22 protein-coding genes are annotated in these 23,639 nt (G+C 62.9%); 12 read left to right on the top strand and 10 right to left on the bottom strand.

From position 1 onward, the window contains the following. Positions 1-24 precede the first annotated feature (24 nt). Positions 25-507, bottom strand: a complete 483-nt coding sequence (locus tag AD664_RS06040; RefSeq protein WP_053145144.1) for a MarR family winged helix-turn-helix transcriptional regulator — start codon at positions 505-507, stop codon at positions 25-27. Positions 508-721: 214 nt separating this feature from the next. Here AD664_RS06040 and AD664_RS06035 point away from each other — a divergent pair, with 214 nt between their 5' ends. The 3 genes from AD664_RS06035 to AD664_RS06025 all read left to right on the top strand — a co-directional run bounded on the left by AD664_RS06035 (position 722) and on the right by AD664_RS06025 (position 5,108). Next, entirely contained in the window at positions 722-1,552 is an 831-nt protein-coding gene (locus tag AD664_RS06035) for a p-hydroxycinnamoyl CoA hydratase/lyase (protein WP_042732035.1), read from the top strand. Between the two features lie 107 nt (positions 1,553-1,659). Then, entirely contained in the window at positions 1,660-3,108 is a 1,449-nt protein-coding gene (locus tag AD664_RS06030) for an aldehyde dehydrogenase (RefSeq protein WP_047738757.1), read from the top strand. A gap of 131 nt (positions 3,109-3,239) precedes the next feature. Continuing rightward, positions 3,240-5,108, top strand: coding sequence for a feruloyl-CoA synthase (locus tag AD664_RS06025; RefSeq protein WP_053145458.1), 1,869 nt, complete (start codon positions 3,240-3,242; stop codon positions 5,106-5,108). Between the two features lie 251 nt (positions 5,109-5,359). On the opposite strand, the gene AD664_RS06020 is transcribed toward AD664_RS06025, so the two are convergent. Beyond that, positions 5,360-5,677 (bottom strand): YqjD family protein, encoded by a 318-nt coding sequence (locus tag AD664_RS06020; protein WP_042732611.1) that lies wholly within the window; start codon positions 5,675-5,677, stop codon positions 5,360-5,362. Between the two features lie 158 nt (positions 5,678-5,835). On the opposite strand from AD664_RS06020, the gene AD664_RS06015 reads away from it, so the two are divergent. Further along, the gene (locus tag AD664_RS06015; RefSeq protein ID WP_003181187.1) at positions 5,836-6,090 is read left to right on the top strand and encodes a hypothetical protein; all 255 of its coding nucleotides are present in this window, start codon (positions 5,836-5,838) and stop codon (positions 6,088-6,090) included. 3 nt (positions 6,091-6,093) lie between these two features. On the opposite strand, the gene AD664_RS06010 is transcribed toward AD664_RS06015, so the two are convergent. Next, complete coding sequence (locus tag AD664_RS06010; RefSeq protein ID WP_053145142.1) at positions 6,094-7,002, bottom strand: LysR substrate-binding domain-containing protein; 909 nt, start codon at positions 7,000-7,002, stop codon at positions 6,094-6,096. 85 nt (positions 7,003-7,087) lie between these two features. Between AD664_RS06010 and AD664_RS06005 the strand changes: the two genes are divergently transcribed. Further along, positions 7,088-8,011 carry a carbon-nitrogen hydrolase family protein gene (locus AD664_RS06005; RefSeq protein WP_053145456.1) on the top strand — a complete coding sequence of 308 codons (924 nt, stop codon included), beginning with the start codon at positions 7,088-7,090 and terminating at the stop codon, positions 8,009-8,011. A gap of 1 nt (position 8,012) precedes the next feature. Here the strand turns inward: AD664_RS06005 and AD664_RS06000 are convergent, their stop codons facing one another. Next, positions 8,013-8,483, bottom strand: a complete 471-nt coding sequence (locus tag AD664_RS06000) for an LEA type 2 family protein (protein WP_042732613.1) — start codon at positions 8,481-8,483, stop codon at positions 8,013-8,015. A 154-nt stretch (positions 8,484-8,637) separates the two neighbouring features. On the opposite strand from AD664_RS06000, the gene AD664_RS05995 reads away from it, so the two are divergent. The 3 genes from AD664_RS05995 (at position 8,638) to zapE (ending at position 11,056) form a co-directional block, all read left to right on the top strand. Beyond that, entirely contained in the window at positions 8,638-9,354 is a 717-nt protein-coding gene (locus AD664_RS05995) for a YafY family protein (RefSeq protein WP_053145140.1), read from the top strand. Positions 9,355-9,405: 51 nt separating this feature from the next. Next, a complete protein-coding gene (locus AD664_RS05990; protein ID WP_053145138.1) occupies positions 9,406-9,747 on the top strand; it encodes a nuclear transport factor 2 family protein in 342 nt (113 codons plus the stop codon). A gap of 190 nt (positions 9,748-9,937) precedes the next feature. Beyond that, the gene (gene zapE, locus AD664_RS05985) at positions 9,938-11,056 is read left to right on the top strand and encodes a cell division protein ZapE (RefSeq protein WP_053145134.1); all 1,119 of its coding nucleotides are present in this window, start codon (positions 9,938-9,940) and stop codon (positions 11,054-11,056) included. Positions 11,057-11,134: 78 nt separating this feature from the next. Here the strand turns inward: zapE and AD664_RS05980 are convergent, their stop codons facing one another. Then, the gene (locus AD664_RS05980) at positions 11,135-12,874 is read right to left on the bottom strand and encodes a phosphoethanolamine transferase CptA (protein WP_053145132.1); all 1,740 of its coding nucleotides are present in this window, start codon (positions 12,872-12,874) and stop codon (positions 11,135-11,137) included. 420 nt (positions 12,875-13,294) lie between these two features. Then, a complete protein-coding gene (locus AD664_RS27630; protein WP_172679699.1) occupies positions 13,295-13,468 on the bottom strand; it encodes a DUF6026 family protein in 174 nt (57 codons plus the stop codon). Positions 13,469-13,743: 275 nt separating this feature from the next. On the opposite strand from AD664_RS27630, the gene gnd reads away from it, so the two are divergent. The 3 genes from gnd to AD664_RS05965 are packed head-to-tail and all read left to right on the top strand — an operon-like array spanning position 13,744 to position 17,059. Then, positions 13,744-14,724 (top strand): phosphogluconate dehydrogenase (NAD(+)-dependent, decarboxylating), encoded by a 981-nt coding sequence (gene gnd, locus AD664_RS05975; RefSeq protein WP_053145130.1) that lies wholly within the window; start codon positions 13,744-13,746, stop codon positions 14,722-14,724. Continuing rightward, the gene (gene zwf / locus AD664_RS05970; RefSeq protein WP_053145128.1) at positions 14,721-16,241 is read left to right on the top strand and encodes a glucose-6-phosphate dehydrogenase; all 1,521 of its coding nucleotides are present in this window, start codon (positions 14,721-14,723) and stop codon (positions 16,239-16,241) included. Before gnd ends, zwf begins: the two co-directional genes overlap by 4 nt. After that, positions 16,238-17,059 carry a Cof-type HAD-IIB family hydrolase gene (locus tag AD664_RS05965; protein WP_053145127.1) on the top strand — a complete coding sequence of 274 codons (822 nt, stop codon included), beginning with the start codon at positions 16,238-16,240 and terminating at the stop codon, positions 17,057-17,059. The genes zwf and AD664_RS05965 overlap by 4 nt, the downstream gene beginning before the upstream one ends. 250 nt (positions 17,060-17,309) lie before the next feature. Here the strand turns inward: AD664_RS05965 and nhaB are convergent, their stop codons facing one another. From nhaB to AD664_RS05950, 3 genes are all read right to left on the bottom strand, one after another. Further along, complete coding sequence (gene nhaB, locus AD664_RS05960) at positions 17,310-18,812, bottom strand: sodium/proton antiporter NhaB (protein WP_053145125.1); 1,503 nt, start codon at positions 18,810-18,812, stop codon at positions 17,310-17,312. Positions 18,813-18,904: 92 nt separating this feature from the next. Continuing rightward, positions 18,905-20,194, bottom strand: a complete 1,290-nt coding sequence (locus tag AD664_RS05955) for a delta-60 repeat domain-containing protein (protein ID WP_053145123.1) — start codon at positions 20,192-20,194, stop codon at positions 18,905-18,907. A 183-nt stretch (positions 20,195-20,377) separates the two neighbouring features. Then, positions 20,378-20,644, bottom strand: a complete 267-nt coding sequence (locus AD664_RS05950) for a hypothetical protein (RefSeq protein ID WP_003181216.1) — start codon at positions 20,642-20,644, stop codon at positions 20,378-20,380. A 342-nt stretch (positions 20,645-20,986) separates the two neighbouring features. On the opposite strand from AD664_RS05950, the gene AD664_RS05945 reads away from it, so the two are divergent. Further along, entirely contained in the window at positions 20,987-22,312 is a 1,326-nt protein-coding gene (locus AD664_RS05945) for a sigma-54 dependent transcriptional regulator (protein WP_053145121.1), read from the top strand. A gap of 29 nt (positions 22,313-22,341) precedes the next feature. On the opposite strand, the gene AD664_RS05940 is transcribed toward AD664_RS05945, so the two are convergent. Beyond that, on the bottom strand, positions 22,342-23,625 hold the full coding sequence (locus tag AD664_RS05940; protein ID WP_053145119.1) for a transporter: 1,284 nt from the start codon (positions 23,623-23,625) through the stop codon (positions 22,342-22,344). Positions 23,626-23,639 lie beyond the last annotated feature (14 nt).

Raw genomic sequence — 23,639 nt, 5'->3', positions numbered from 1 at the left:
TCGCCACGGGGCTGGGGGCCGGCCTTACTGCTGGTACACCTTCTTCAGCAACCGCAGCAATTGCTCCCGCTCATCGTCCGACAGCGCTGTCGTGGAGTCCAGGTCGCTCTGGGCGGCGATCTGCTGGAGTTCCTTGAGCAGGGTTTCCCCGCTCTTGCTCAGGAAAATCCCATAGGAACGCTTGTCCGGCTTGCAGCGCACGCGTACGGCCAGGGCCCGGCTTTCCAGCTTGTTCAGCAACGGCACCACTTGCGGTGGTTCGATGGCCAGGGCCCTGGCCAGGTCAGCCTGCATCAGGCCGGGGTTCTGGTCGATGATCGCCAGGGCCGAGAACTGGGCGGGCCGCAGGTCGTGGACGGCCAGCCGACCGATCAGGTTCTGGAACAGTTTCAACTGGGCGCGACGCAGGGCGTAACCGATCAGGTCGTCCAGCGCAGTGTCCAGCGGCGCCTCGGCACCGGCGGCCACGGACTCGGTGGTTTCGGCAAGCTTGGAAGACTTGGCCATCGAAATGAGCATCCTTGGGATGAGTAATTAATAAGGCTATGCATTTTGCCGAGGTTGCGACGCCCTGGCTATGGGCGAGCGCGAATTCCTGATTTGCAGCTGCCTTCGCATCGCTGAAAAAACACAGGTAAATCGATTAATAGTTAATTGACATAATTAAATTTCAGGTTTAGTTTTTGCTCATCTTCAGCCAAAGAACAAGAGAGCCCGCATCATGAGCAACTACGAAGGTCGCTGGAAAACGGTCAAGGTCGAGATCGAAGAGGGCATCGCCTGGGTCACGCTCAACCGCCCGGAAAAACGCAACGCCATGAGCCCAACCCTTAATCGCGAGATGATCGACGTGCTCGAGACCCTGGAGCAGGACCCGGCCGCCGGCGTCCTGGTGTTGACCGGGGCAGGGGATGCCTGGACCGCCGGGATGGACCTCAAGGAATATTTCCGCGAAGTGGATGCCGGACCGGAAATTCTCCAGGAAAAAATCCGCCGCGAGGCCTCCCAATGGCAGTGGAAACTGCTGCGCATGTACGCCAAGCCGACCATCGCCATGGTCAACGGCTGGTGTTTCGGCGGCGGTTTCAGCCCGTTGGTGGCGTGCGACCTGGCGATCTGTGCCAACGAAGCGACCTTCGGGCTTTCGGAAATCAACTGGGGCATCCCGCCCGGCAACCTGGTCAGCAAGGCCATGGCCGACACCGTGGGTCATCGCCAGTCGCTGTACTACATCATGACCGGCAAGACGTTCGGCGGGCAGAAAGCCGCTGAAATGGGCCTGGTCAACGAGAGCGTGCCCCTGGCGCAACTGCGCGAAGTCACCGTGGAGCTGGCGCGCAACCTGCTGGAGAAAAACCCGGTGGTGCTGCGGGCGGCCAAGCACGGCTTCAAACGCTGCCGCGAGCTGACCTGGGAGCAGAACGAGGATTACCTGTACGCCAAGCTCGACCAGTCGCGCCTGCTGGACACCGAAGGCGGTCGCGAACAGGGCATGAAGCAGTTCCTGGACGACAAGACCATCAAGCCTGGCTTGCAAACCTATAAGCGCTGAGGCGACAGGCGATAGCGGGCCGCATCCCGCTGTTCGCCGTGTCGCCCCGGCGCTACTGTTACACCGCTGCGCTGCATTCCCGATAAAGACAATAAAGAGGAATCACCATGCTGGACGTGCCCCTGTTGATCGGCGGCCAGTCGTGCCCGGCCCGTGACGGTCGGACCTTCGAGCGCTGCAACCCGGTGACCGGTGACGTGGTTTCGCGTGTCGCCGCCGCCACCCTGGAAGATGCCGATGCCGCTGTGGCCGCGGCCCAAGCTGCGTTTCCCGCCTGGGCCGCGCTGGCGCCCAACGAGCGCCGCACGCGTTTGCTGCGCGCCGCCGAACAGTTGCAGGCCCGCAGCGGCGAGTTCATCGCCGCCGCCGGCGAAACTGGCGCCATGGCCAACTGGTACGGGTTCAACGTACACCTGGCGGCCAACATGCTGCGCGAAGCGGCGTCGATGACCACCCAGATCAACGGCGAAATCATCCCTTCGGACGTGCCCGGCAGCTTTGCCATGGCCCTGCGCCAGCCCTGCGGCGTGGTGCTCGGCATTGCGCCGTGGAACGCCCCGGTGATTCTCGCCACCCGCGCCATCGCCATGCCCCTGGCCTGTGGCAACACCGTGGTGCTCAAGGCGTCCGAGATCAGCCCGGCGGTGCACCGGCTGATCGGCCAGGTGCTTCAGGACGCCGGCCTGGGCGACGGGGTGGTCAACGTGATCTGCAATGCGCCGGCCGATGCGCCGGCGATTGTCGAGCGGCTGATCGCCAACCCGGCCGTGCGCCGCGTCAATTTCACCGGATCGACCCACGTCGGGCGGATCGTCGGTGAACTGTCGGCGCGGCACCTCAAGCCGGCCTTGCTCGAACTGGGCGGCAAGGCACCGTTGCTGGTGCTGGACGACGCCGACCTGGATGCCGCGGTAGAGGCGGCCGCCTTCGGGGCGTACTTCAACCAGGGACAGATTTGCATGTCCACCGAGCGGCTGATTGTCGACGCCAGTGTCGCCGATGCCTTTGTCGAGCGCTTGAGCGCGAAGATCGCCACGTTGCGCGCCGGTGACCCGGCAAACGGTGATTCGGTGCTGGGCTCGCTGGTGGATGCCAGTGCCGGCCAGCGCATCAAGGGGCTGATCGACGATGCCTTGGGCAAGGGTGCGAAGCTGGTGGCGGGCGGGCAGTTGGACGGCAGCATTCTGCAGCCGACCTTGCTCGACAACGTCACCGCCGACATGCGCTTGTACCGCGAGGAGTCTTTCGGGCCAGTGGCCGTGCTGCTGCGCGGTGACGGCGACGAAGCCCTGCTGCGCCTGGCCAATGACTCCGAGTTCGGCTTGTCGGCGGCGATCTTCAGCCGTGATACCACCCGTGCCCTGGCCCTGGCCCAGCGTGTCGAATCGGGCATCTGCCACATCAACGGCCCGACCGTGCACGACGAAGCGCAGATGCCTTTCGGCGGGGTCAAGTCCAGTGGCTATGGCAGCTTTGGCGGCAAGGCGTCCATCGAGCATTTCACCCAGTTGCGCTGGGTGACCTTGCAGAACGGCGCCCGGCATTACCCGATCTGAAACCCGTCGCATCGTCGGCGGCCCAGCGCCGCTGCGATGCAGGCCAATAATAATGACAAGGCCGCAGCCAGACGCTGCCACGCTCCGCTCGTTTCATGCGAGCCGACCGTGCCTTGGTGGAGGAAATGTACGTGAGTTCCGAGTTCAGATCGTCCTCCCGGACCCCGGCCGGGCGTTATCGCCAGGTGTCGATCGGTCATCCCGCCGTAGAAGTCAGGGAAGAGCACGGCATCTTGCACATGCGTTCCCTGGAACCCTTGGCGCCCTTGCCGGCGCGCCTGCTCGATCGCCTGGTGCACTGGGCTGAAGTACGCCCGCAACACACCTTCATCGCCGCCCGCGACGGCGGCGGTGACTGGCGCCGGATCAGCTACGCGCAGATGCTCGACAGTGTCCGCGCCATCGCCGAAAGCCTACTGGGCTTTGGTTTGTCGGCGGAAAAACCCTTGGCGCTGCTGTCGGGCAACGACATCGAACACCTGCAAATGGCCCTGGGTGCGATGTACGCCGGGATCCCATATTGCCCGGTGTCGCCAGCCTATTCGCTGCTGTCCCAAGACTTCGCCAAGCTGCGTCACGTCTGCGACTTGTTGCAGCCCGGGCTGGTGTTCGTCAGCGACACGGCGCCTTTCGAGCGAGCGATCAATGCCGTGCTGCCGGCCAACGTACCCTTGATCAGCGTGCGCGGCGAGCTGCCGGGCCGCGCCATGACGCGCTTCTCCAGCCTACTGGCCCAGCCTGGCGGCGAGGCGGCCGAGCGGGCGTTCGCCGCCACGGGCCCGGACAGCATCGCCAAGTTCCTGTTCACGTCGGGCTCGACCAAGCTGCCCAAAGCCGTGATCACCACCCAGCGCATGCTCTGTGCCAACCAGCAGATGCTGCTACAGACCTTCCCGGTGTTTGGCGAGGTGCCGCCGGTGCTGGTGGACTGGTTACCGTGGAACCACACGTTCGGTGGCAGTCACAACGTCGGCATCGTGCTCTACAACGGCGGCACGTTCTACCTGGATGACGGCAAGCCTACGGCCCAGGGCTTCGCCGAGACCTTGCGCAACCTCAAGGAGATTTCGCCCACGGCCTACCTGACGGTCCCCAAGGGCTGGGAAGAATTGGTCAGCGCCCTGGAGCAGGACGGCGAACTGCGCGAGCGCTTCTTCAAACGCATCAGCCTGTTTTTCTTTGCCGCTGCCGGCCTGTCCCAGAGCACTTGGGATCGCCTGGACAAGGTCGCCGAGGCCCATTGCGGCGAACGCATCCGCATGATGGCAGGGCTGGGCATGACCGAGGCGGCGCCGTCCTGCACCTTCACCACCGGGCCGCTGTCGATGGCCGGCTACATCGGCCTGCCAGCTCCGGGCTGCGAAGTGCGGCTGGTACCGGTGGACGGCAAGTTCGAAGGCCGGTTTCGCGGACCGCACATCATGCCGGGCTACTGGCGCTCACCGCAGCAGACCGCCGAAGTCTTCGACGAGCAAGGGTTCTATTGCTCCGGTGACGCGATCAAGCTGGCCGACCCGAGCAATCCGCAGTTGGGGCTGATGTTCGACGGGCGGATCGCCGAGGACTTCAAGTTGTCGTCCGGGGTGTTCGTCAGCGTCGGGCCACTGCGCAATCGCGCCGTGCTGGAAGGCACGCCTTATGTCCTGGACCTGGTGGTCACCGCGCCTGATCGCGAATGCCTGGGCGCGCTGGTGTTTCCAAGAATCCCCGAGTGCCGTCGCCTGTCGGGGCTGGGCGCCGATGCCACCGATGCCCAGGTGCTGGCCAGCCCGGCGGTGCGCCAATGGTTCACTGAATGGTTGCAGCGCCTGAATCATCAGGCCAGCGGTAACGCCAGCCGTGTGGAATGGATTGCCCTGCTCGATGAGCCGGCTTCCATCGACCGTGGTGAAATCACCGACAAGGGTTCGCTCAACCAGCGTGCGGTGTTGCAGTGGCGGGCGGAGAAAGTCGAGGCGTTGTATCGGGGCGAGGATGCGTCGATCCTGCGGGCGGGTTAGCGGGTACAAGTTAAGCCGCGAGCCCGCTCCCAAAAGGTCCGGCGTCGAGTCTCAATCCCAAGCTGCCCGCCATTCTGACTGTGGGAGCGGGCTTGCCCGCGAAAGCGGTGTGTCAGTCGCCGATGATGCTGGCCGTGCCACCGCCTTCGCGGGCAAGCCCGCTCCCACAAAGTTCAGCGTCGAGTCTCAATCCCAAGCAGCCCGTCATCCTCACTGTGGGAGGGGGCAAGCCCGCTCCCACAAGGAGTGGCTTAACGCCGTCCCAGCAGCAAACCCACCACCAGCCCGAACCCGGCGGAGATCGCCACGGTCTGCCACGGGTGGCCGCCGATGTAGGTTTCAGTGGCGTCGACCATCGGGCGGGTACGCTCCCGCGCGCTGGCGAGGGAATCCAGGGCTTGTTGCAGTTTCTGGGAGATCTGGCCGCGCAGGTTCTCCGCATCTTCGCCGACCAGCGCGGCGCTGTTCTTGAGCAACTTCTCCGACTCTTCGATCAACGCCTTCAGCTCGCTGAAGGCCTGGTCCTTGATTTGCTCCCCGTTTGCTTGCACGGTGCTTCTACGCGCCATGGTGTATCTCCTTGTAAATGATGGCAGTGAACTATGGAGTGCTGCACGGGCTTAAAAGTTGCGAAGGGGCTGCTCGCAACCGGTCATTCCCAAAAGCGGGTTAAGGCTGTTCGCCGCAAGGTGTAAGATGTCGCCTATTTACGCAACAGGTAATTCCCATGAGCTTCAATCTGGCTGACAAGCCCCTGGCCGAGCGCGCCGCCCTGGAAGACGAAAAATCCCGACTCTTTGAACTGTGGCAAAACAACCTGGGCAAGGCCAAGGGTGATGCCGCGCGGCTGTTCGGCGAGCGTTCCAAGCGCAAGGGCAAGTGGGCCGAGTGGGTGCGCGCCGAACTGGACGGCATGTCGCCGCCGGAATACGCCAACATGGTGCGCAGTGAAGTCAACCGGCTGATGGCGGCCAACAAGTAAGCCCTACGCGAAGGCGGCGACAATTGCCTCGCGAACCTTGATCACGGCCGGGTCCATCTGCAATTGGGTTCGCCAGCCGAGTTCGATGGGGTAGCGAGGCAGCGCCAGAGGGCAAGGCAGCAACGCCAGGCCGCCGAGGGCCGCGATGGCCTGGGCGGCATGGGTCGGAATGGTCGCCACGGCCTGGCTGCCCTTGAGCAGGAAAGGCAGCGCGGCGAAATGGGTGGTCGAGGCCGACACCCGCCGACTCAGGCCGAGCCCGGCCAACCCTTCATCGGTGATGCCGATAAAACCACCGGAAGACACCAACAAGTGCTCGCGGGCCACGAACGCCTCCAGGCTGAGGGTCGGCGAGGCTTGCGCCAGGCTGGCCGGGTCGACCAGACAAGCGTAGTCGCCTTCCCCCAGCACCTGGCGGCTGAGCAGCCGCTGGGCGAAACCGCCGGCCGTGATCGCCAGGTCGAGGTGACGCTCCATCAGCGCCAGGCCGACGATCTGGCTGTGGGTCTGGCGAAAAATCAGGCGCAGGCCCGGTGCACGCTGCGCCACTTCTTCCACCAGGCGCCGTCCGTAGGCGATCTCGAAGTCGTCGGACAGCCCGACGATGACCGAGCGCCCCTGATAATGGTTGGCGTGCGGGTCCACCATCGCCAGGCTCTGGCGGCACTTGTTCAAGGCTTCGCTGATCACCGGCTTCAATTGGTTGGCCCGCAACGTCGGCGCCAGGCCCCGACCGGTGCGCACGAACAGTTGATCGTCATACAGGCTGCGCAGCCTGCGCAACGCGGCGCTGATGGCCGACTGGGTCACACCCAGGCGCAGGGCGGCACGGCTGGCACTGGACTCGTCATGCAGCGCTTCGAAGGTCTTGAGCAGATTGAGGTCGATGTCGGCGATATTCATGAGGCTCATATCATTTAGCAGCGATTGGGGCTTTATTCATGATCGGTCGACGCCGGAAAATCAGCAACACTTGTTGATGACGGAGTTGAACACCATGCCCAAATCCATTGTGGCGGCCCTGCAAATCGGCTCATTGCCTGGCGGCAAGGGCGACACCCTGGCCCAGATTCTTTCCTATGAAGACGCCATCCGCGAGGCGGGGGCGCGCCTGGTGGTGATGCCCGAAGCCCTGCTGGGTGGCTACCCCAAGGGCGAAGGTTTCGGCACTCAACTGGGGTATCGCCTGCCGGAAGGACGCGAAGCGTTTGCCCGCTATTTCGCCAATGCCATTGACGTGCCCGGGGTTGAAACCGAAGCCCTGGCCGGGTTGTCGGCGCGCACGGGCGCCAGCCTGGTGCTCGGCGTGATCGAGCGCTGCGCCAGTACCTTGTACTGCACCGCGCTGTACTTCGAACCCGAGGCGGGCCTGGTGGCACGGCATCGCAAGCTGATGCCGACGGGCACCGAGCGGTTGATCTGGGGCAAGGGCGATGGCTCGACCCTGCCGGTGATCGACAGCCAGGTCGGTCGCGTGGGCGCGGCGGTGTGCTGGGAAAACATGATGCCGCTGCTGCGCACCGCGATGTACGCCAAAGGCGTGCAAGTGTGGTGCGCGCCGACGGTGGATGAGCGTGAGATGTGGCAAGTGACCTTGCGCCACATTGCCCACGAGGGGCGCTGTTTCGTGGTCAGTGCCTGCCAGGTGCAGGCCTCGCCGCAAGCGTTGGGCATCGAGGTTGCAAACTGGCCTGCCGAACGTCCGTTGATCGCGGGCGGCAGCATGATCGTCGGGCCCATGGGCGATGTGCTGGCCGGGCCCTTGAAGGACTGCGCCGGGTTGCTCACCGCTGAAATCGATACCGATGAGCTGGTGCGTGCGCGGTACGACTACGACGTGGTCGGCCATTACGCCCGGCCCGACATCTTCGAACTGGTGGTGGATGAACGGGCCAAGCCCGGTGTGCGTTTCATCCAATGACTCACCAGGTGGCCGTGGAACCGCGTAAGTCGAGGGTGCCACGGTCGACGAAGCGTCGGGTGCCGAACACTCCGCCGGCGAGTTTGCCCCTGAGCACGTAAGGCAGGTTATCCAGGCTTTGGGTCTGGCTCAGGCCGAGGGTCTGGCGCAGTACGGAAAACGCCGAGATGCTCACCGGGATGCTCAGTATCGTTTCGGAAAACCGGGGGAGGGAGCCGGTCTGGTCGCTGACCCCCGAGGCCAGGGGCCGACCGTTGACTTCCAGGTCCAGCGCTACGCCGTTGTAGTCCAGGGTGGTGTCGTTGGGGTTCTGCACGCGCAGCTTCACGGCAAAGCGCATTTCCAGGTCCTGGCTGGGCAGCGGCTCGATGCCGACCACGTTGATCGTCAGTGGGTCGCGCTGCGGGAACAGGGCGCAGGCGCTCAGGCTGAGCAACATCAGTAGCAGGGACAGGCCGAACAATCTGCGCATGGTCAACTCTCGCAATGGACATCAGGGGCTGGCAGTCATCAGGCTACCGCAATTATCGGCAACCGGCGCCTGGCCATGAAAAGCCTGGCTCCTGACATTTTCTGACACCCGTCTCTGCTAATCTGCGGCAATTATTTCCCTGCGGATCGCCATCGTGTCGCGTACTACCCGGCTGCTCACTTTGCTGCAAGTCTTGCGGGGCAAGCGTTGCCCGGTTACCGCCGCGACATTGGCTGTTGAGCTGAACGTCTCCGAGCGTACCTTGTACCGCGACATCGCTGAGCTGACGGCCCTTGGTGCGCCGATCCAGGGGGAGGCGGGCATCGGCTATGTCTTGCGCAGTGGGCTGTTCCTGCCGCCACTGATGTTCACCGCCGATGAGATCGAAGCCATCGTGCTGGGCTTGCGCTACGTGGATCAGCGCGGCGACGACGTGCTGGGCAAGGCCGCCGCCGACGCGTTGGCGAAGGTGGAGGCGGTGCTTGCCCCGGACGTTCGCGACGCCTTGCGCAACCCTACGGTACTGCCGGGGCCGCCGGGTTATGGCTACCCGCAGAACACCGTGCAGTTGAATGTCTATCGCCAGGCCATTCGCACCCAGGCCAAGCTGCACATCGATTACGCCGACGTGAACAAGATCCCCAGCCAGCGGTTGATCTGGCCGCTGGCCCTGGGCTTTTTCAACGAGGCGCGGGTGGTGGTGGCCTGGTGCGAATTGCGAGGGGCCTACCGGACTTTCCGCACCGACCGGATTGCCTCGGCCGCCGAGCAGGGCGAGCGCTACCCCGGGCGGCGCAGCGACCTGCTGCGTGCCTGGTTCGCGCTGATGCAACTGGACGAAAACGGGCGCTTCACTCCTGACAAAAACTGACACAGCTGTGTTCTAGCATGGCGCCAGATCGATAAAACAAGGAGCCCTGCCATGTCCAACCCCGTCTCTTCCCTGGCCCCGGCCATCGCCGGCTATATTGCCGCCGCCAACGCCCGTGACAGCTCGGCGGTGACGCGTTTCTTCGCCGAAGACGCCAGCGTGTTCGATGAAGGCCACCACCGCCTCGGTGCCCAGGCCATCGCCCAATGGATGGAAGACACCGCCCAGCGCTTCCAGCCACGGGTGCAAGTGCTCAATGTGCAGCAACGAACCGGCAAGGTGCTGGTGCAGAACCTGATCTCCGGCACCTTTCCCGGCAGCCCGCTGGAGCTGCGCTACACCTTCCGGCTCGACGACCAGGGCAAGATCAGCCGGTTGGATATCTCGGTCTAGCCGTTGCCCGGAACACCCGTGGCGAGGGAGCTTGCTCCCGCTCGGGCTGCGCAGCGGCCCCCATTATCCGCGGTCGCTGCGCGTCCGAGCGGGAGCAAGCTCCCTCGCCACAGAATTTGCCTGGATCAGGGCTGATGCGCGCCTGCCGTCATGGCATACTCCCGGTCCTTCTTTCCCGGACCTGGGCCGCATGACTGACTCCCCCCTGAGTGCCTGGCAGCACGCCATCGAACACCACGACTTCGTCCAGGACGAGGCTCAGGAACTGGCGATCATGGCCCTGCAACAATGCCACACGGCGTTGGGCGAGGGCCGCAAGTCGATCAAGGGCGTTTACCTGTGGGGGCCGGTGGGCCGTGGCAAGACCTGGCTGATGGACCGCTTCTACGAGAGCCTCAAGGTGCCGGCGCGCCGCCAGCACTTCCATCACTTCATGGCCTGGGTGCACCAGCGCTCCTTCCAACTGACCGGCACACCGGACCCTTTGCAGGCCTTGGCCCGGGAGCTGAGTGCCGAGGTGCGGGTGCTGTGCTTCGACGAATTGTTCGTCACCGACATCGGCGACGCCATCATCCTCGGACGGCTGTTCCAGGTGATGTTCGAACAAGGCATGGTGATCGTCAGTACGTCCAACCTGCCGCCCGAAGAACTCTATGCCAACGGCCACAACCGTGAACGCTTCCTGCCGACCATCAGCGCGATCAAGCAATACATGCAAGTGGTGCCGGTGAACGGGTGGCAGGACCACCGCCAACACCCGGGCGCGGTGCAGCAACGCTATTGGGTACGCGACTGCGGGCAACCCGACCCGTTGACCGCGGTCTTCGACCAGTTGGCGGGCGGGCAAACGCTCGCCAGCGGGCCGATCGAAGTCGGCCATCGCCTGCTCGAGCCCGTCCGGGCTGGCGATACGGTGCTCTGGAGCCGCTACGCCGATCTTTGTGAGCAACCATTCTCGGCGCTGGATTTCATGGCCTTGTGTGACCGTTTCAGCGTCATCCTGCTCGGCGATGTGCCTTGCCTGAGCGCCGAGCAGCGCGAAGGGCGCATTGCCCGTGGTACCGAGGACGGGGTCGAGCGGGTGGAGGCCGGCGACCGTGAACTGCCGCAATTGTCCGTCCATGACGATGGCGTGCGGCGTTTCATTGCCTTGGTCGACGAGTGCTACGACCGCAAGGTGCCGCTGTACCTGTGCGCCGAGGTGCCGATGGAGGCCTTGTACACCGAAGGCTATCTGCAATTTCCGTTTCGCCGCACGCTCAGTCGGCTCCAGGAAATGCAGATGCAACGTTTTGGTCAACCCGCCTGACCGGGCCCCCGCCGCCGGCACTACCGATGTGAAATGGAAATGGTCATGGCAGAAGCCGGGGGCATCTGCCGGTTTCGATCATTTCTGGACGATTTCAGCCACAGGCGCCTTGGGTTTGATCAGGCTGAAATCGATCAGGCCCTTGTGCTGGCTTTCATACGGGTTGCCGATCATCAGTGGTCGCGCCTTGAACTGGTCGCTGACCAGGCTCTTGCTGTGGTCCAGCTCGTCGAAGCTCAGGCCCGCCAGGTCTGCCCAGGTGTGAATCAGGTGCGAGCTGCTGTAGGGCCGCGACAGGTCGCCGGCAAAGTTCCAGTCATGGCTTTCGCGCCACTTGGGCGAGGCCCAGGCCATGAATGGGATGGTGTACATCGGCGCGGTCGGCTTGGCTTCGTTGCGGCCCAGGGTGTCATGGCCCAAGGAGTCGAAGACGTCTTCGCCGTGGTCCGAGAGGTACAGCAGGAAGCCGTTGGGATCGCTCTTGGCGTAGTCCTTGATGAGGCTGGAAACCACGAAGTCGTTGTACAGCACCGCGTTGTCGTAGCTGTTGTAGGTGGGCAGTTGGTCGTCACGCACACCTGCCGGCACGCCCTGGCGGTCGGTGAACTTATCGAACGTCGGCGGATAGCGGTACTGGTAGCTCATGTGGGTGCCCAGCAGATGCACCACGATCAACTTGCGCGGAGCACTGTCAGCGAGGGCCTTGTTGAACGGCTCGATCACGTCGCCGTCGTACTGGGCGGCGTTCTGGTTGCGGTTGTTGTTGAGGTACACCTGCTCATCGGCCTGCTGTGAGAAGGTCGTGAGCATGGTGTTGCGCTTGGTCATGGTCTGCTGGTTGGTGATCCAGAAGGTCTTGTAGCCGGCCTGCTTCATCATGCTCACCAGCGAAGGCGTGCTCAGGTACAGCTCCGGGTTTTCCTCGTCGGCGAAGGTCAGCACCTGCTGCAGCGCTTCGATGGTGTAGGGGCGCGGGGTGATCACGTTGTCGAACACCGCGAGCTGGTCCTTGAGCTTGTCCAGTTCCGGCGTGGTTTCGCGCGGGTAGCCATAGAGGCTCATGCGTTGGCGGTTGGTCGACTCACCGATCACCAGCACCAGGGTCGCCGGCTGGTCGGCCATGGCGTCCTTGAGGTGATTCAGCGGCGCGATCTTGCTGGCGCTGTGCAACATGCCTTGCATGTTTTCCAGTTGTTCGCCGTAGCGTCGGTAGGCCACGACCATCTGCCAAGGCACGGCGGGCTCGATGCGGTCTTCGAATTTTTCCAGGCCACCGGCGAAGCTGCCGGTGCGCTGGGTCTGCTTGATCAATGGATAGCCGACCACGGCCACCACGATGGCCGCCGCCGCGACAATGGCCTGCCCACGCGGCAGGTAGACCGGGCGCAGGCGGGTCCAGAGCAGGTAGCCCACGACGGTGTGGGCGAGGAACGCCGGCACCATCCACCAGGCAAAATACTGCGTCATGTATTCGCCGGCTTCCGCCACGTTCGACTCGAACATGATGAAGATGACGCTCTGGGAAAATTCCTGCTGGTAAATGAAGAAATACCCCAGGCTCGCCATGGAACAGGCCCACAGCACGATCCCGATCAGGGCCGCGAGCAGGCGGGTGCGGGCGGGGAAGAGCAGCATGGGCGCCAGCCACAGGGCACTCATCACGAATGCCTGGCGAAACCCGGTGAAGCCGGACGTGTCGCTGAGCAGAATGAGCAGTTGGGTAATGCCCGAAAAATACCAGAAGAACAGAAACAGCCAGCCAAGCCCGGCCCAGTCAAAACCTTTCGCAGTCGTTGTGCTGCGTTTGAACAAACTCATCAAGCGCTCCAGCCTGTTATCGACGCGCCTGGCGGTACCGGATTGGTGACCGCAGGCACACGCCGAGCAACCCTAAAGGTCGGCAGTATCGCGAGCCGCTTGTGAAAACTTCGTGAGTTTTTTGGTTACAAAATGCTGACTTAGGTGCGTAAGGAGGGCGCCTTCCTGTGAAGACGGGCCTGCTCGCGAAGGTGTTGGTTCAGCCGCCATTGAGTTTCACGCAAACGCGGTTTCCGCAGGCTGGCTCGCACCCACGGTGGCGGGTATCGGGGAAGGGGATGAGGATGAGGATCAGGCTTGTGGGAGCAGGCTCCCACAAGGTGGCTTCACAAAGCCCTGCCACACGAGGGAGGGCTGTTTTTCATGGGAAAGACACCGGGTTGCCCAATGTCCCTTCCTGATGCCGTGCCTCTGGGACGCTTACCGCGCCACAGCCTGGTTCTGATGGGACAACTGTGCGTGCTGCAACTGCATGCGCAACTGCGTCACTTCATCTAGCAGCAGATCACGCTCTTCCTTGAGAAGGCGCAATTCATCGCGACGAATGGTCACATAAAGGGTTTGGGGAGGACGTGCGGTAACGACTGGGCCCATTGCTCACCTCGCAAATGGCGTACATCAACTATAGAGATGTCGCCAGCATTTTGGTCGACACCTCTACTATCGGCGCCGATTCTGATTTCTTTTGCTTGTGATTGGAACTTTTTTATTTTTCATGGTCGCTGTGTCTTTGGCCGGGATTGGAGCGTTATCCCTTGTGATCGCTCAAATTACCCGGAAACTATGCAGCAATGCTCTGGACTAACCCCCAACTGTCTTTTGAGCTAAACCTTTGACTTACCTTTATTTGTAGTAGGGAGCATCAGCACATGCAACTCGGGATTATTGGACTGGGCCGCATGGGCGGCAATATTGCGCGGCGCCTGATGCTCAATGGGCACACCACCGTGGTCTACGACCGCAACGCTGCGTTCGTCGAAAATCTCAGCCAGGAAGGCGCCACTGGCGTCGCCGACCTGCCAGCGCTGGTGGCCGCCCTTGAGGCGCCACGGGCGGTCTGGGTCATGCTGCCGGCCGGTGCGCCGACCGAAGACACCATCACCGTGCTCAGCGGCCTGCTGGAGCCGGGCGACGTGATCATCGACGGCGGTAATACGTACTACAAGGACGACATCCGCCGGGCCCACGCCCTGCTGGAGAAGGGCCTGAACTACATCGACGTCGGCACTTCCGGCGGCGTGTGGGGCCTTGAGCGCGGCTACTGCATGATGATCGGCGGTGACGCCGAAGTGGTGAAGCGCCTGGACCCGCTGTTCGACAGCCTGGCGCCGGGCATGGGCGATATCCCACGGACTCGCGACCGCAAGTCCGACGACGACCGTGCCGAACGCGGTTACATCCACGCGGGCCCCGCGGGCGCCGGGCATTTCGTCAAGATGATCCACAACGGCATCGAGTACGGCATGATGCAGGCCTTTGCCGAAGGGTTTGACATCCTCAAGACCAAATCCAGCGAAAGCCTGCCGCCAGAGCAGCGTTTCGACCTCAACGTCGCCGATATCGCCGAGGTCTGGCGTCGCGGCAGCGTGGTGTCGTCCTGGTTGCTGGACCTGACCGCCGACGCCTTGGCCAGTGATCCGAAACTCGATGGCTTCTCCGGCGAGGTCGCCGACAGCGGCGAAGGGCGCTGGACCATCGAAGCCGCCATCGAGCAGGCGGTGCCGGTGCCGGTGCTCTCCAGCTCGTTGTTCGCCCGTTTCCGTTCGCGCCAGCAGAGCACCTATGGCGACAAGATGCTCTCGGCCATGCGCTTCGGCTTTGGCGGCCACGTGGAGACACCGAAAAAATGACCGCGATCGGCAGCAAATCCAAGGCAGAACCTGCACCGCCGACCACGTTGTTCCTGTTCGGCGCCCATGGCGATCTGGTCAAGCGCCTGCTGATGCCGGCGCTGTACCACTTGAGTCGTGACGGCCTGCTGGGGGATGGGCTGCGGATCGTTGGAGTTGACCATAACGCCATCAGCGATGCGGACTTCGCCAGCAAGCTGGAGGCCTTCATTCGCAGCGAGGCGGCGAGCAAGGGCGGCGACCCCGAACACGCCCTCGACCCGCAGCGCTGGGCCAGCCTGGCGCAAGGCATCAGCTATGTGCAGGGTGACTTTCTCGATGACAGCACCTATGACGCGCTGGCGGCGAAAATCGCCGCCAGCGGCACCGGCAACGCGGTCTTCTACCTGGCGACCGCGCCGCGCTTCTTCAGCGAGGTGGTCAGCCGCCTCGGTGCGGCCGGGCTGCTTCAGGAGCAGCCGGATGCGTTCCGGCGCGTGGTGATCGAAAAGCCGTTCGGCTCCGACCTGCGCACCGCCGAAGCGCTGAATGCCTGCCTGCTCAAGGTCATGAGCGAGAAACAGATCTACCGGATCGACCATTATCTGGGCAAGGAAACGGTACAGAACATTCTGGTCAGCCGTTTCTCCAACAGCCTGTTCGAGGCGTTCTGGAACAACCACTACATCGACCACGTCCAGATCACCGCTGCCGAAACCGTCGGCGTGGAAACCCGTGGCAGTTTCTATGAACGCACCGGCGCCCTGCGGGACATGGTGCCCAATCACCTGTTCCAACTGCTGGCGATGGTGGCCATGGAGCCGCCGGCGGCCTTCGGCGCGGATGCGGTGCGGGGCGAGAAGGCCAAGGTCGTGGGCGCGATCCGGCCGTGGTCGGTGGAGCAGGCCCGCGCCAACTCGGTGCGCGGCCAGTACACCGCCGGTGAACTCGGTGGCAAGGCGGTCAACGGTTATCGCGAAGAAGCCAACGTGGCGGCCGACAGCAACACCGAAACCTACGTCGCCCTCAAGGTGATGATCGATAACTGGCGTTGGGTCGGCGTGCCGTTCTACCTGCGCACCGGCAAGCGCATGAGCGTGCGTGACACGGAAATCGTCATTTGCTTCAAGCCGGCGCCTTATGCTCAGTTCCGCGACACCGACGTCGACGAATTGCAACCTACGTACCTGAAAATCCAGATTCAGCCCAACGAAGGCATGTGGTTCGACCTGTTGGCCAAGCGGCCAGGCCCGGCCCTCGACATGGCGAACATAGCGTTGGGCTTTGCCTACAAGGATTTCTTCGAAATGCAGCCGTCCACGGGTTACGAAACCCTGATCTACGATTGCCTGACGGGCGATCAAACCCTGTTCCAGCGTGCCGACAATATTGAAAATGGCTGGCGCGCGGTGCAGCCGTTCCTCGACGCCTGGCAGCAGGACGCGACGTTCCAGCCGTACAAGGCCGGGGAAGACGGGCCGGCCGCGGCCGATGACCTGCTGACACGCGATGGCCGCGTCTGGCACGGCCTCGGATGAGCGAGCCGTTGAAACACCCCATCCGCTTCCTGCTCAGTGACATGGACGGCACTCTGCTGCTGCCCGACCACAGCCTCAACCAGCGCACCATTGAAGCCGTGCGTTCGTTGCGCGAGGCCGGCGTGTTGTTCAGCCTCGCCACCGGTCGGCCGCCCCGAGCGATGCTGCAATACATCGAGGCCCTGGGTGTCGACCTGCCCACCGCGGCGTTCAATGGCGGTACGCTGGTGCATCCGGACGGCAGTTTCCTCGCGGTGCACTACCTGCCGCCCGAGGTGGCGTTGACCACCCTGGCGCTGTACGCCGACCAGCCCGGGATCGAGGTCTGGGTATTTGCCGACGGCGATTGGCTGGTGTGCGATGCCCACGGGCCGATGGTCCCGGTGGAAACCCGCGGCCTGGGCTATCCGCCGGTGCAGGTCGAGAGCTTCGAGCCTTACCTGGAACGCATCGACAAGATTGTCGCCACCAGTGCCAACACTGATTTGCTGGTGGAGCTGGAGGCGCGCCTGCACCCGCTGCTCAACGGCCAGGCCCAGGTGTCGCGTTCGCAACCGATCTACCTGGACGTCACGGCGCTCAAGGCCAACAAGGGTGAAGCGTTGGCGACTCTGGTCGATTTCCTCGGCGTGCCGCTGGAGCAGACCGCCGCCATGGGCGATGGGGGTAACGATCCGGCGATGTTCCACCGCGCTGGCTTGTCGATTGCCATGGGGCAAGCGGAAGAAGCGATCCAGCGCCAGGCCGATGTCATCACCGCCGCCAACACCGAAGACGGTGCGGCCCTGGCCATCGAGCGCTACATCCTGCCCCGATAACTCCAAACACTCCGGTGCGAGCCTGCTCGCGAAGGCGGTGGGTCAGTCGATGAAAATGTTGACCGACCCACCGCCTTCGCGGGCAAGCCCGCTCCCACCGTGTTGCTGGGTGGGCTCGAACTATGTGTGTCCGCCCAGATTCTCTTGTGGGAGCGAGCTTGCTCGCGAAAAGGGTGGATCAGTCGATGAAGAGGTTGACTGACCCACCGCCTTCGCGGGCAAGCCCGCAGTGTTACTGGTTGGGCTTCAGTTACAGCCAATAGGTCACGGCATACCAACCCAGCCCGCCCATTACCACGGTATAGGGCAGTGCCATCCAGACCATGCGGCCATAGGACAGGCGAATCAGCGGGGCAATCGCCGAGGTCAGCAGGAACAGGAACGCGGCCTGGCCGTTGGGGGTGGCGACGCTGGGCAGGTTGGTGCCGGTGTTGATGGCCACCGCCAGGGTTTCGAACTGTTCGCGGCTCATGTGGCCAGATATGAAGGCCTGCTTCACTTCGGTGATGTAGATGGTTGCGACGAACACGTTGTCGCTGATCGCCGACAGCAGGCCGTTGGCGATGAACAGCATGCCCGGTTGCTGGTCGGCGGGCAGGGCCAGCACCCATTGGATCAAGGGCGTGAACAGTTGCTGGTCATGAATGACCGCCACCACCGCAAAAAACACCACCAGCAGGGCGGTGAACGGCATGGCGTCCTTGAATGCATTGCCAAGGCGGTGCTCGTCGGTGATGCCGGTGAACGCAGTGATCAGCACGATCACCATCAGGCCGATCAGACCGACTTCAGCGATGTGCAGCGCCAGTCCTACGATCAGGATCAGCGCGGCGATGCCCTGGACGATCAGCGCCGCCCTTTGGCGTGAGGTGCGCTCGCGGTTGTCCTGCTCGGCGTAGTCGGCCAGCACCGCCCGCACGTTATCCGGCAGCAATGTGCCGTAGCCGAACCGGCGCAGCTTCTCCAGCGCCACGCAGGTTACCAGCCCGGCAACCAGCACCGGCAGCGAGACCGGCGCGACCTTCACGAAGAACTCGACAAAATGCCAACCCATCTCATGGCCGATCAACAGGTTCTGCGGCTCGCCCACCAGGGTGCAGACGCCGCCCAGCGCGGTGCCGACGGCGCCATGCATCAGCAGGCTGCGCAAGAAGGCCCGGAACTGCTCGAGGTCTTCGTGGTGCAAGGTAGGCAGGGCGTGGTCTTCATCGACGCTGCTGTCCTGGCGCGGATCGTTGCCCGAGGCCACGCGGTGATACACCGAATAAAAGCCCACCGCGGCGCTGATGATCACCGCGGTGACGGTCAGGGCATCGAGAAAGGCCGACAGGAACGCCGAGAGAAAGCAGAACATCAGCGCCAGCAGCGCCTTGGAACGCACGCCCAGGAGCAGGCGTGAGAACAGGAACAGCAGAAGGTCTTTCATGAAATAGATGCCGGCCACCATGAACATCAGCAGCAGGATGACCGGAAAGTTGTGCAGCAGCTCATCGTACAGCGCCTTGGGCGTGGTCATGCCCAGCAGCAGGGCTTCGATCAGCAGCAGGCCGCCGGGCATCAGTGGGTAGCACTTGAGGGCCATGGCGAGGGTGAAGATGAACTCCACCACCAACATCCAGCCGGCGACGACCGGGCCCAGCGTCCACAGCACCACGGCGTTGATAATCAGGAAGGTGATGATGCACGCCTTGTACCAGCGTGGGGAATGCCCCAGAAAGTTGTGCGCGAAAGCCTGAGCCATTGGACCGGACATCGGCTGCTCCTTTTAATTAGAAGCGCGCAACTTGCCGTAACACATGCGCAATATCAAGCGCAGAAGCAAATGTCCTTCAAATGCGACGGGGCTCAGGCCCAATACCGGGCCACCACCGCACGGTAGCTGCCGTTGAGTGAATAGCCGCCCACCAGGATTTTTCCGTCGGGTTGCACCGCCAAGCCGGTCGCGGTGTCCAGGCTGTAGCCCAAGCGCGTGCGAACCCAGCCGTTGCCTTCGCCGAAATCCGGGTCGAGGCTGGCGTCCGGCAAATGCCGGGCCAGTACGAAGTCGGCCTCGATACCGCCGAGGGTGGCGCCGGCGGTCAGCAGTTTTCCATCCGCCTGGACCTGGGCAGCCGTCCATTGGCTGGCGCCGCGACCGATTTCCAACAGCCGGCATTGGCCCTGGTTGCTGTGGCGATCCGGTACGCCATCGCGGCACACTTTCAAGGACAGGCTGTGCATCGGGTCGCGACTGCTGCCAAACGCCTGCAGGTCGCCGTTGGCATGCTCGACGATCTGGCTGACCATCACGCTGTGGTCCTGGGCCAGGATGGACAGGAAGCCTGCGTCGCCAAAGCCGCTGTCGAGGTTGCCGTGGGTGTCGTAGCGCGCGATCAGGCCATGCTGGGGCAGGTCGATGGCCCCGCCGACGAGGATGTGGCCATCGGCCTGGAGCGTCAGGCAGCCCAGCCAGGTGTTTTTCAGCAGGCGGCGGACCATCACAAAGCCGCGTCCGTTGAAGGTATTGTCCAGTTCGCCATCCGGTAGGAGTCGGATCAGCACGCCGACATGGTCGGACAGTTGGAAGTGATGATTGGCCAGCAGGAGTATCCGGCCATTGGCCTGCACTTGCATGTCACAGGCTTCAAGGCCGGGCACCCCCGGCGGAAGCCAAGGGTCGCGCAGGCCTTGGGAAAGGTTGCCGCACAGCCGGACGATCCGTCGGCCGGCGTTGCCGAATCCAGGCACGGCGCGGCCTTGACGATCGAACAACGCCAGGGCGGGGAGGGTGTGGTCGTTACTTTCGTAGTGCAGGCCGCAGAGCAGGATCTGTCCGTCGGGCAACTCGATCACTTTGCCTGCGGTGGCGTCGAAGCCGTTCTCGAACGAGCCGATCACGCTGCCACCCGTCCCGAAGCCCGGATCGGTGGAGCCGTCCTGGTTGAGGCGGGCGAGCCCGAACCGTGTGCCCTGGGCGGTCTCGACCCGGGCGGCTACCAAGGCCCGGCCGGCGCGGTCCAGGGTCAGCCCGGTGAGCAGGCTCGACATACTGCCCTCGAAATGAACCCAGGCTTTGCCGTTGTCGGCAAAGCCTGGGTCAAGTTGCCCTGCGTGAGCCGCAGCCTTGGGAAACGCCAATGCGGATTGATCGGGCATGCATGCCTCTCCTTGTGCGTCGAACGCCCCGAAAGGGCGACGACGGCATGAAGGCAACATTCAAACCCTGAATGTGAAAGTGCACAACTGTCAGGTCCAGCAGATGCAGGGGCGTTTCGTGCCATAACGATGGCTTTCTGATCCAGTGCCAAGCCTGCAACCATAAATATCGCTGACTGCGAGTTATTCCGGCATGGACCAGGACTGCAACTTATAACCTTCCTGGCTCAATTCGGCGCGGGCTTGTTTCAACAAGTTGGCCAGTTGGGCCGGGTCGGTGTAGGCACTGCTTGGAATCTGGGTGCGACCGATGTGGGTATTGGTGCGGTCGATGACGGTCAGGCTGAGTTCGCCGTTACCGTCTTGTGGGGCCCAGGCCACGCACTGGAAGGGACGGAATGCGCGGTCGGCAATCAAAAGAGCTTCGTTGATACGGAGCGGGGCGTTCATGGCGTCTTCTCTTAAAAGGTGCCCAATCAAATGATGTGCCGGCGGTTGGGCGTACCGTGCGGCTGGTTACTTGTACTGATGTTCCGAACCCGGGGGCGGGTCACACAATTGTTGAATAAATTTCGATTTTCTTTCAGACCCGGCGTTGTGGCTTTTGTTTGAAAGCGTGGTGAAAGAATTAATGACGGATTCGTTAATTAGAATCGCGCTTATAACCAGTTTTGTGTCATCTCGATAATCAATTGATACAAGGGTGTGTCAACTTCTTGCTACTGTTACATGCAGGTTCGCCAAACGACTGTTTCTAATCATATTTCCTTATTTTGGCGCCAAGGATCAGTCATGCTCGAAGCCAGTACGTCGCGTCGTCTGCTCGTGGTTGATCCCTGCGACGATTGTCATCGTCTATTGCCCGGCCTTCGGTCCATCGGCTGGGACGTGGACAGCTGTGCCCTCGAACACGCCGGCGATCGCACCTGTGATGTCGGCCTGTTGCGGTTGCAGCCGTTTCACCTGGAGCGCCCGGAAGCGGTCAAGGAATTGATCAGCCGCAGTGGCACCGAATGGATCGCCGTGCTCAACCAGGAAGTGCTGCGCCTGCAGAACGTCGGTGATTTTGTCTGCGAATGGTTTTTTGACTTCCACACCTTGCCTTTCGACGTCTCCCGCGTGCAGGTCACCCTGGGGAGGGCGTTCGGCATGGCGCGGTTGCGCGGGCAAGGTTCGATACACATCGACCAGCCTGAACATGAATTGCTGGGCGACAGCAAGCCGATCCGCGAACTGCGCAAGTTGTTGGGCAAGCTGGCGCCCACCGAGTCTCCGGTGCTGATTCGCGGCGAGAGCGGCACCGGCAAGGAGTTGGTCGCGCGCACCCTACATTTCCAATCCCACCGACGCAACAAGCCCTTCATTGCGATCAACTGCGGGGCCATTGCGGAACACCTGATCCAGTCCGAGTTGTTCGGCCATGAGAAGGGCGCTTTCACCGGTGCGCACCAGCGCAAGATCGGGCGAATCGAGGCGGCTCATGGCGGCACCTTGTTCCTCGATGAAATTGGCGACCTGCCGCTGGAGTTGCAGGCCAACTTGCTGCGCTTCTTGCAGGAGCGACACATCGAGCGGGTCGGTGGCAGCCAGCCCATTGCGGTGGACGTGCGGATCCTGGCGGCCACCCATGTGGACCTTGAGGCGGCCATCGGGCTCAAGCGGTTTCGCGAGGACTTGTACTATCGCTTGAACGTGTTGCAGGTGGTCATGGCGCCGCTACGCGAGCGCCATGGCGACCTGGCGATGCTGGCCAGTCATTTTTCCCATTTCTATAGCCAGGAAACCGGGCGCCGGCCCCGCAGCTTCAGCGAGGATGCGTTGGTGGCGATGGGTATGCACGACTGGCCCGGCAACGTGCGGGAGTTGGCCAACCGGGTCCGGCGCGGGCTGGTGCTGGCCGAAGGGCGACAGATCGAGGCCCATGACCTCGGCCTGGCCAGCCCCCAGGGAGTGGTCGCCCCCATGGGCACCCTCGAAGACTACAAGACCCGTGCCGAACGCCAGGCATTGAGTGACGTGCTCAATCGCCACAGCGACAACCTCAGCGTCGCGGCCAGGGTACTGGGCGTATCCCGGCCGACGTTCTATCGGTTGCTGCACAAGCACCAGATCCGCTGACCCTTCACAAGGGAAAGTATCACCAGGCCCTAGAAGTAATACGGAAACTTCAAGCTGAAGGTAAAGTCCGGCGCGTCGTCGGTGAGCCCGATGGACAGGTTCGGCACGATGGTCAGGTTGTCGGTGGCGGCGACGGTCATGCCAATGTTGAAGTAGCCGGCGTTGGCGTCGCTGGATACCACCGATCGCCAATCCTGGCCGTCTTCCTTGAGCTTGCTTTTCTTCTGGATCAGGTCCGAGACCGAGAACGACATGCTCATCTTCTCGTTCAGGGCAAAGGCGATGCCGGCGCCGATCTGGAAGCTGTCGCCGATGCGCACCTTGCCCGGGGTCTTCTGGTTGACGGTGGAGCTGATGTCGTCGAACGATTCTTCAAGGTTGTGCGTATAGGACAGGCTGCCGAACAGCACCGCCGGGTCGTAGGTCTTGACCAGCGAAAGGCCCGGGGTGATCGACCAGACGCCGTTGCCGGTGGGCAGGTCTTCAGGCACGAACAGGTTGGTGTTGGCCTGGGACTGGCGCAGCTTGATGCCGAACGGATCCTTGCCGGTGGGCGCCTTGACCCGCAGGGTGACCACGGCGTCGGGGCTGTTGACCGACTCGTCCATGAACTTGTAGGCGATGCCGAAGTTGACGTCACCAATAGTGGGGTCGCGGGTCACGGTTTCTTCGCTGGTCACACCGGCGGCGCCTTGATTGGCCCCGCCCGACTGGTAGGTGGACTCGCGGTAGATCACCGGTACGTTGAGGTCGAACTGCCAGCGATTGTCGAAGTTGTAGCGACCGGTCAGGTCCAGCGTCCAGGTGTCGGCCTTGATCCGGTCGAGGTTGATGTTGCCCAGGAATATCGAATCCAGTGCCAGGAAACCATTGAGGATCAATTGCCGGGTGTCGTAGCGCGAGTAAGTGACGCCGGTCTCGAAACTGAACTTGCCGCCGCCGAAGAAGCCGCTGGCCTCGTCATAGAGGTTGGACACGCTTTGCGCCGGTTGCGAATCATCGGCCAGGGATTGACCGTAGCCGCTGCCGCCGGCGGTCGTCGCACCGTTGCCGGCCACGCTCTGGTTGCCCTTCATGTCGGCCGGCGACTTGGCCAGGCGCTTGGGTTGCGGGGCGGCGGGCTGGTCCTCCACCTGGCGTACCCGCTGTTCGAGCACCGCCAGGGCCTTTTGCTGGACCTCGTACCGTTGCTTGAGCTCGAGAAGTTCCTGTTTCAGCGCCTCGATGTCCGCATCCGGCGCCGCGTGCAGCAAAGTTGCCGGAAACAACGTGCTCAAACACATCACAGCGCGCAACGATACGGATCGATACATGGAAATGTCGTCCC

Source organism: Pseudomonas sp. P97.38, assembly GCF_001269745.1.
Lineage (GTDB): Bacteria > Pseudomonadota > Gammaproteobacteria > Pseudomonadales > Pseudomonadaceae > Aquipseudomonas > Aquipseudomonas chlororaphis_E.
The sequence above is the reverse complement of the archived record's forward strand: the minus strand, read 5'-3'. Positions and strand labels throughout refer to the sequence as shown.

Bases quoted from the DNA above. Each gene is read 5' to 3' on its own strand.
- AD664_RS06040 (WP_053145144.1), bottom strand. From the start codon at position 507: ATGGCCAAGTCTTCCAAGCTTGCCGAAACCACCGAGTCCGTGGCCGCC.
- AD664_RS06035 (WP_042732035.1), top strand. From the start codon at position 722: ATGAGCAACTACGAAGGTCGCTGGAAAACGGTCAAGGTCGAGATCGAA.
- AD664_RS06030 (WP_047738757.1), top strand. From the start codon at position 1,660: ATGCTGGACGTGCCCCTGTTGATCGGCGGCCAGTCGTGCCCGGCCCGT.
- AD664_RS06020 (WP_042732611.1), bottom strand. From the start codon at position 5,677: ATGGCGCGTAGAAGCACCGTGCAAGCAAACGGGGAGCAAATCAAGGAC.
- AD664_RS06015 (WP_003181187.1), top strand. From the start codon at position 5,836: ATGAGCTTCAATCTGGCTGACAAGCCCCTGGCCGAGCGCGCCGCCCTG.
- AD664_RS06010 (WP_053145142.1), bottom strand. From the start codon at position 7,002: ATGAGCCTCATGAATATCGCCGACATCGACCTCAATCTGCTCAAGACC.
- AD664_RS06005 (WP_053145456.1), top strand. From the start codon at position 7,088: ATGCCCAAATCCATTGTGGCGGCCCTGCAAATCGGCTCATTGCCTGGC.
- AD664_RS06000 (WP_042732613.1), bottom strand. From the start codon at position 8,483: ATGCGCAGATTGTTCGGCCTGTCCCTGCTACTGATGTTGCTCAGCCTG.
- AD664_RS05990 (WP_053145138.1), top strand. From the start codon at position 9,406: ATGTCCAACCCCGTCTCTTCCCTGGCCCCGGCCATCGCCGGCTATATT.
- zapE (WP_053145134.1), top strand. From the start codon at position 9,938: ATGACTGACTCCCCCCTGAGTGCCTGGCAGCACGCCATCGAACACCAC.
- AD664_RS05980 (WP_053145132.1), bottom strand. From the start codon at position 12,874: ATGAGTTTGTTCAAACGCAGCACAACGACTGCGAAAGGTTTTGACTGG.
- AD664_RS27630 (WP_172679699.1), bottom strand. From the start codon at position 13,468: ATGGGCCCAGTCGTTACCGCACGTCCTCCCCAAACCCTTTATGTGACC.
- gnd (WP_053145130.1), top strand. From the start codon at position 13,744: ATGCAACTCGGGATTATTGGACTGGGCCGCATGGGCGGCAATATTGCG.
- zwf (WP_053145128.1), top strand. From the start codon at position 14,721: ATGACCGCGATCGGCAGCAAATCCAAGGCAGAACCTGCACCGCCGACC.
- AD664_RS05965 (WP_053145127.1), top strand. From the start codon at position 16,238: ATGAGCGAGCCGTTGAAACACCCCATCCGCTTCCTGCTCAGTGACATG.
- nhaB (WP_053145125.1), bottom strand. From the start codon at position 18,812: ATGTCCGGTCCAATGGCTCAGGCTTTCGCGCACAACTTTCTGGGGCAT.
- AD664_RS05955 (WP_053145123.1), bottom strand. From the start codon at position 20,194: ATGCCCGATCAATCCGCATTGGCGTTTCCCAAGGCTGCGGCTCACGCA.
- AD664_RS05950 (WP_003181216.1), bottom strand. From the start codon at position 20,644: ATGAACGCCCCGCTCCGTATCAACGAAGCTCTTTTGATTGCCGACCGC.
- AD664_RS05945 (WP_053145121.1), top strand. From the start codon at position 20,987: ATGCTCGAAGCCAGTACGTCGCGTCGTCTGCTCGTGGTTGATCCCTGC.
- AD664_RS05940 (WP_053145119.1), bottom strand. From the start codon at position 23,625: ATGTATCGATCCGTATCGTTGCGCGCTGTGATGTGTTTGAGCACGTTG.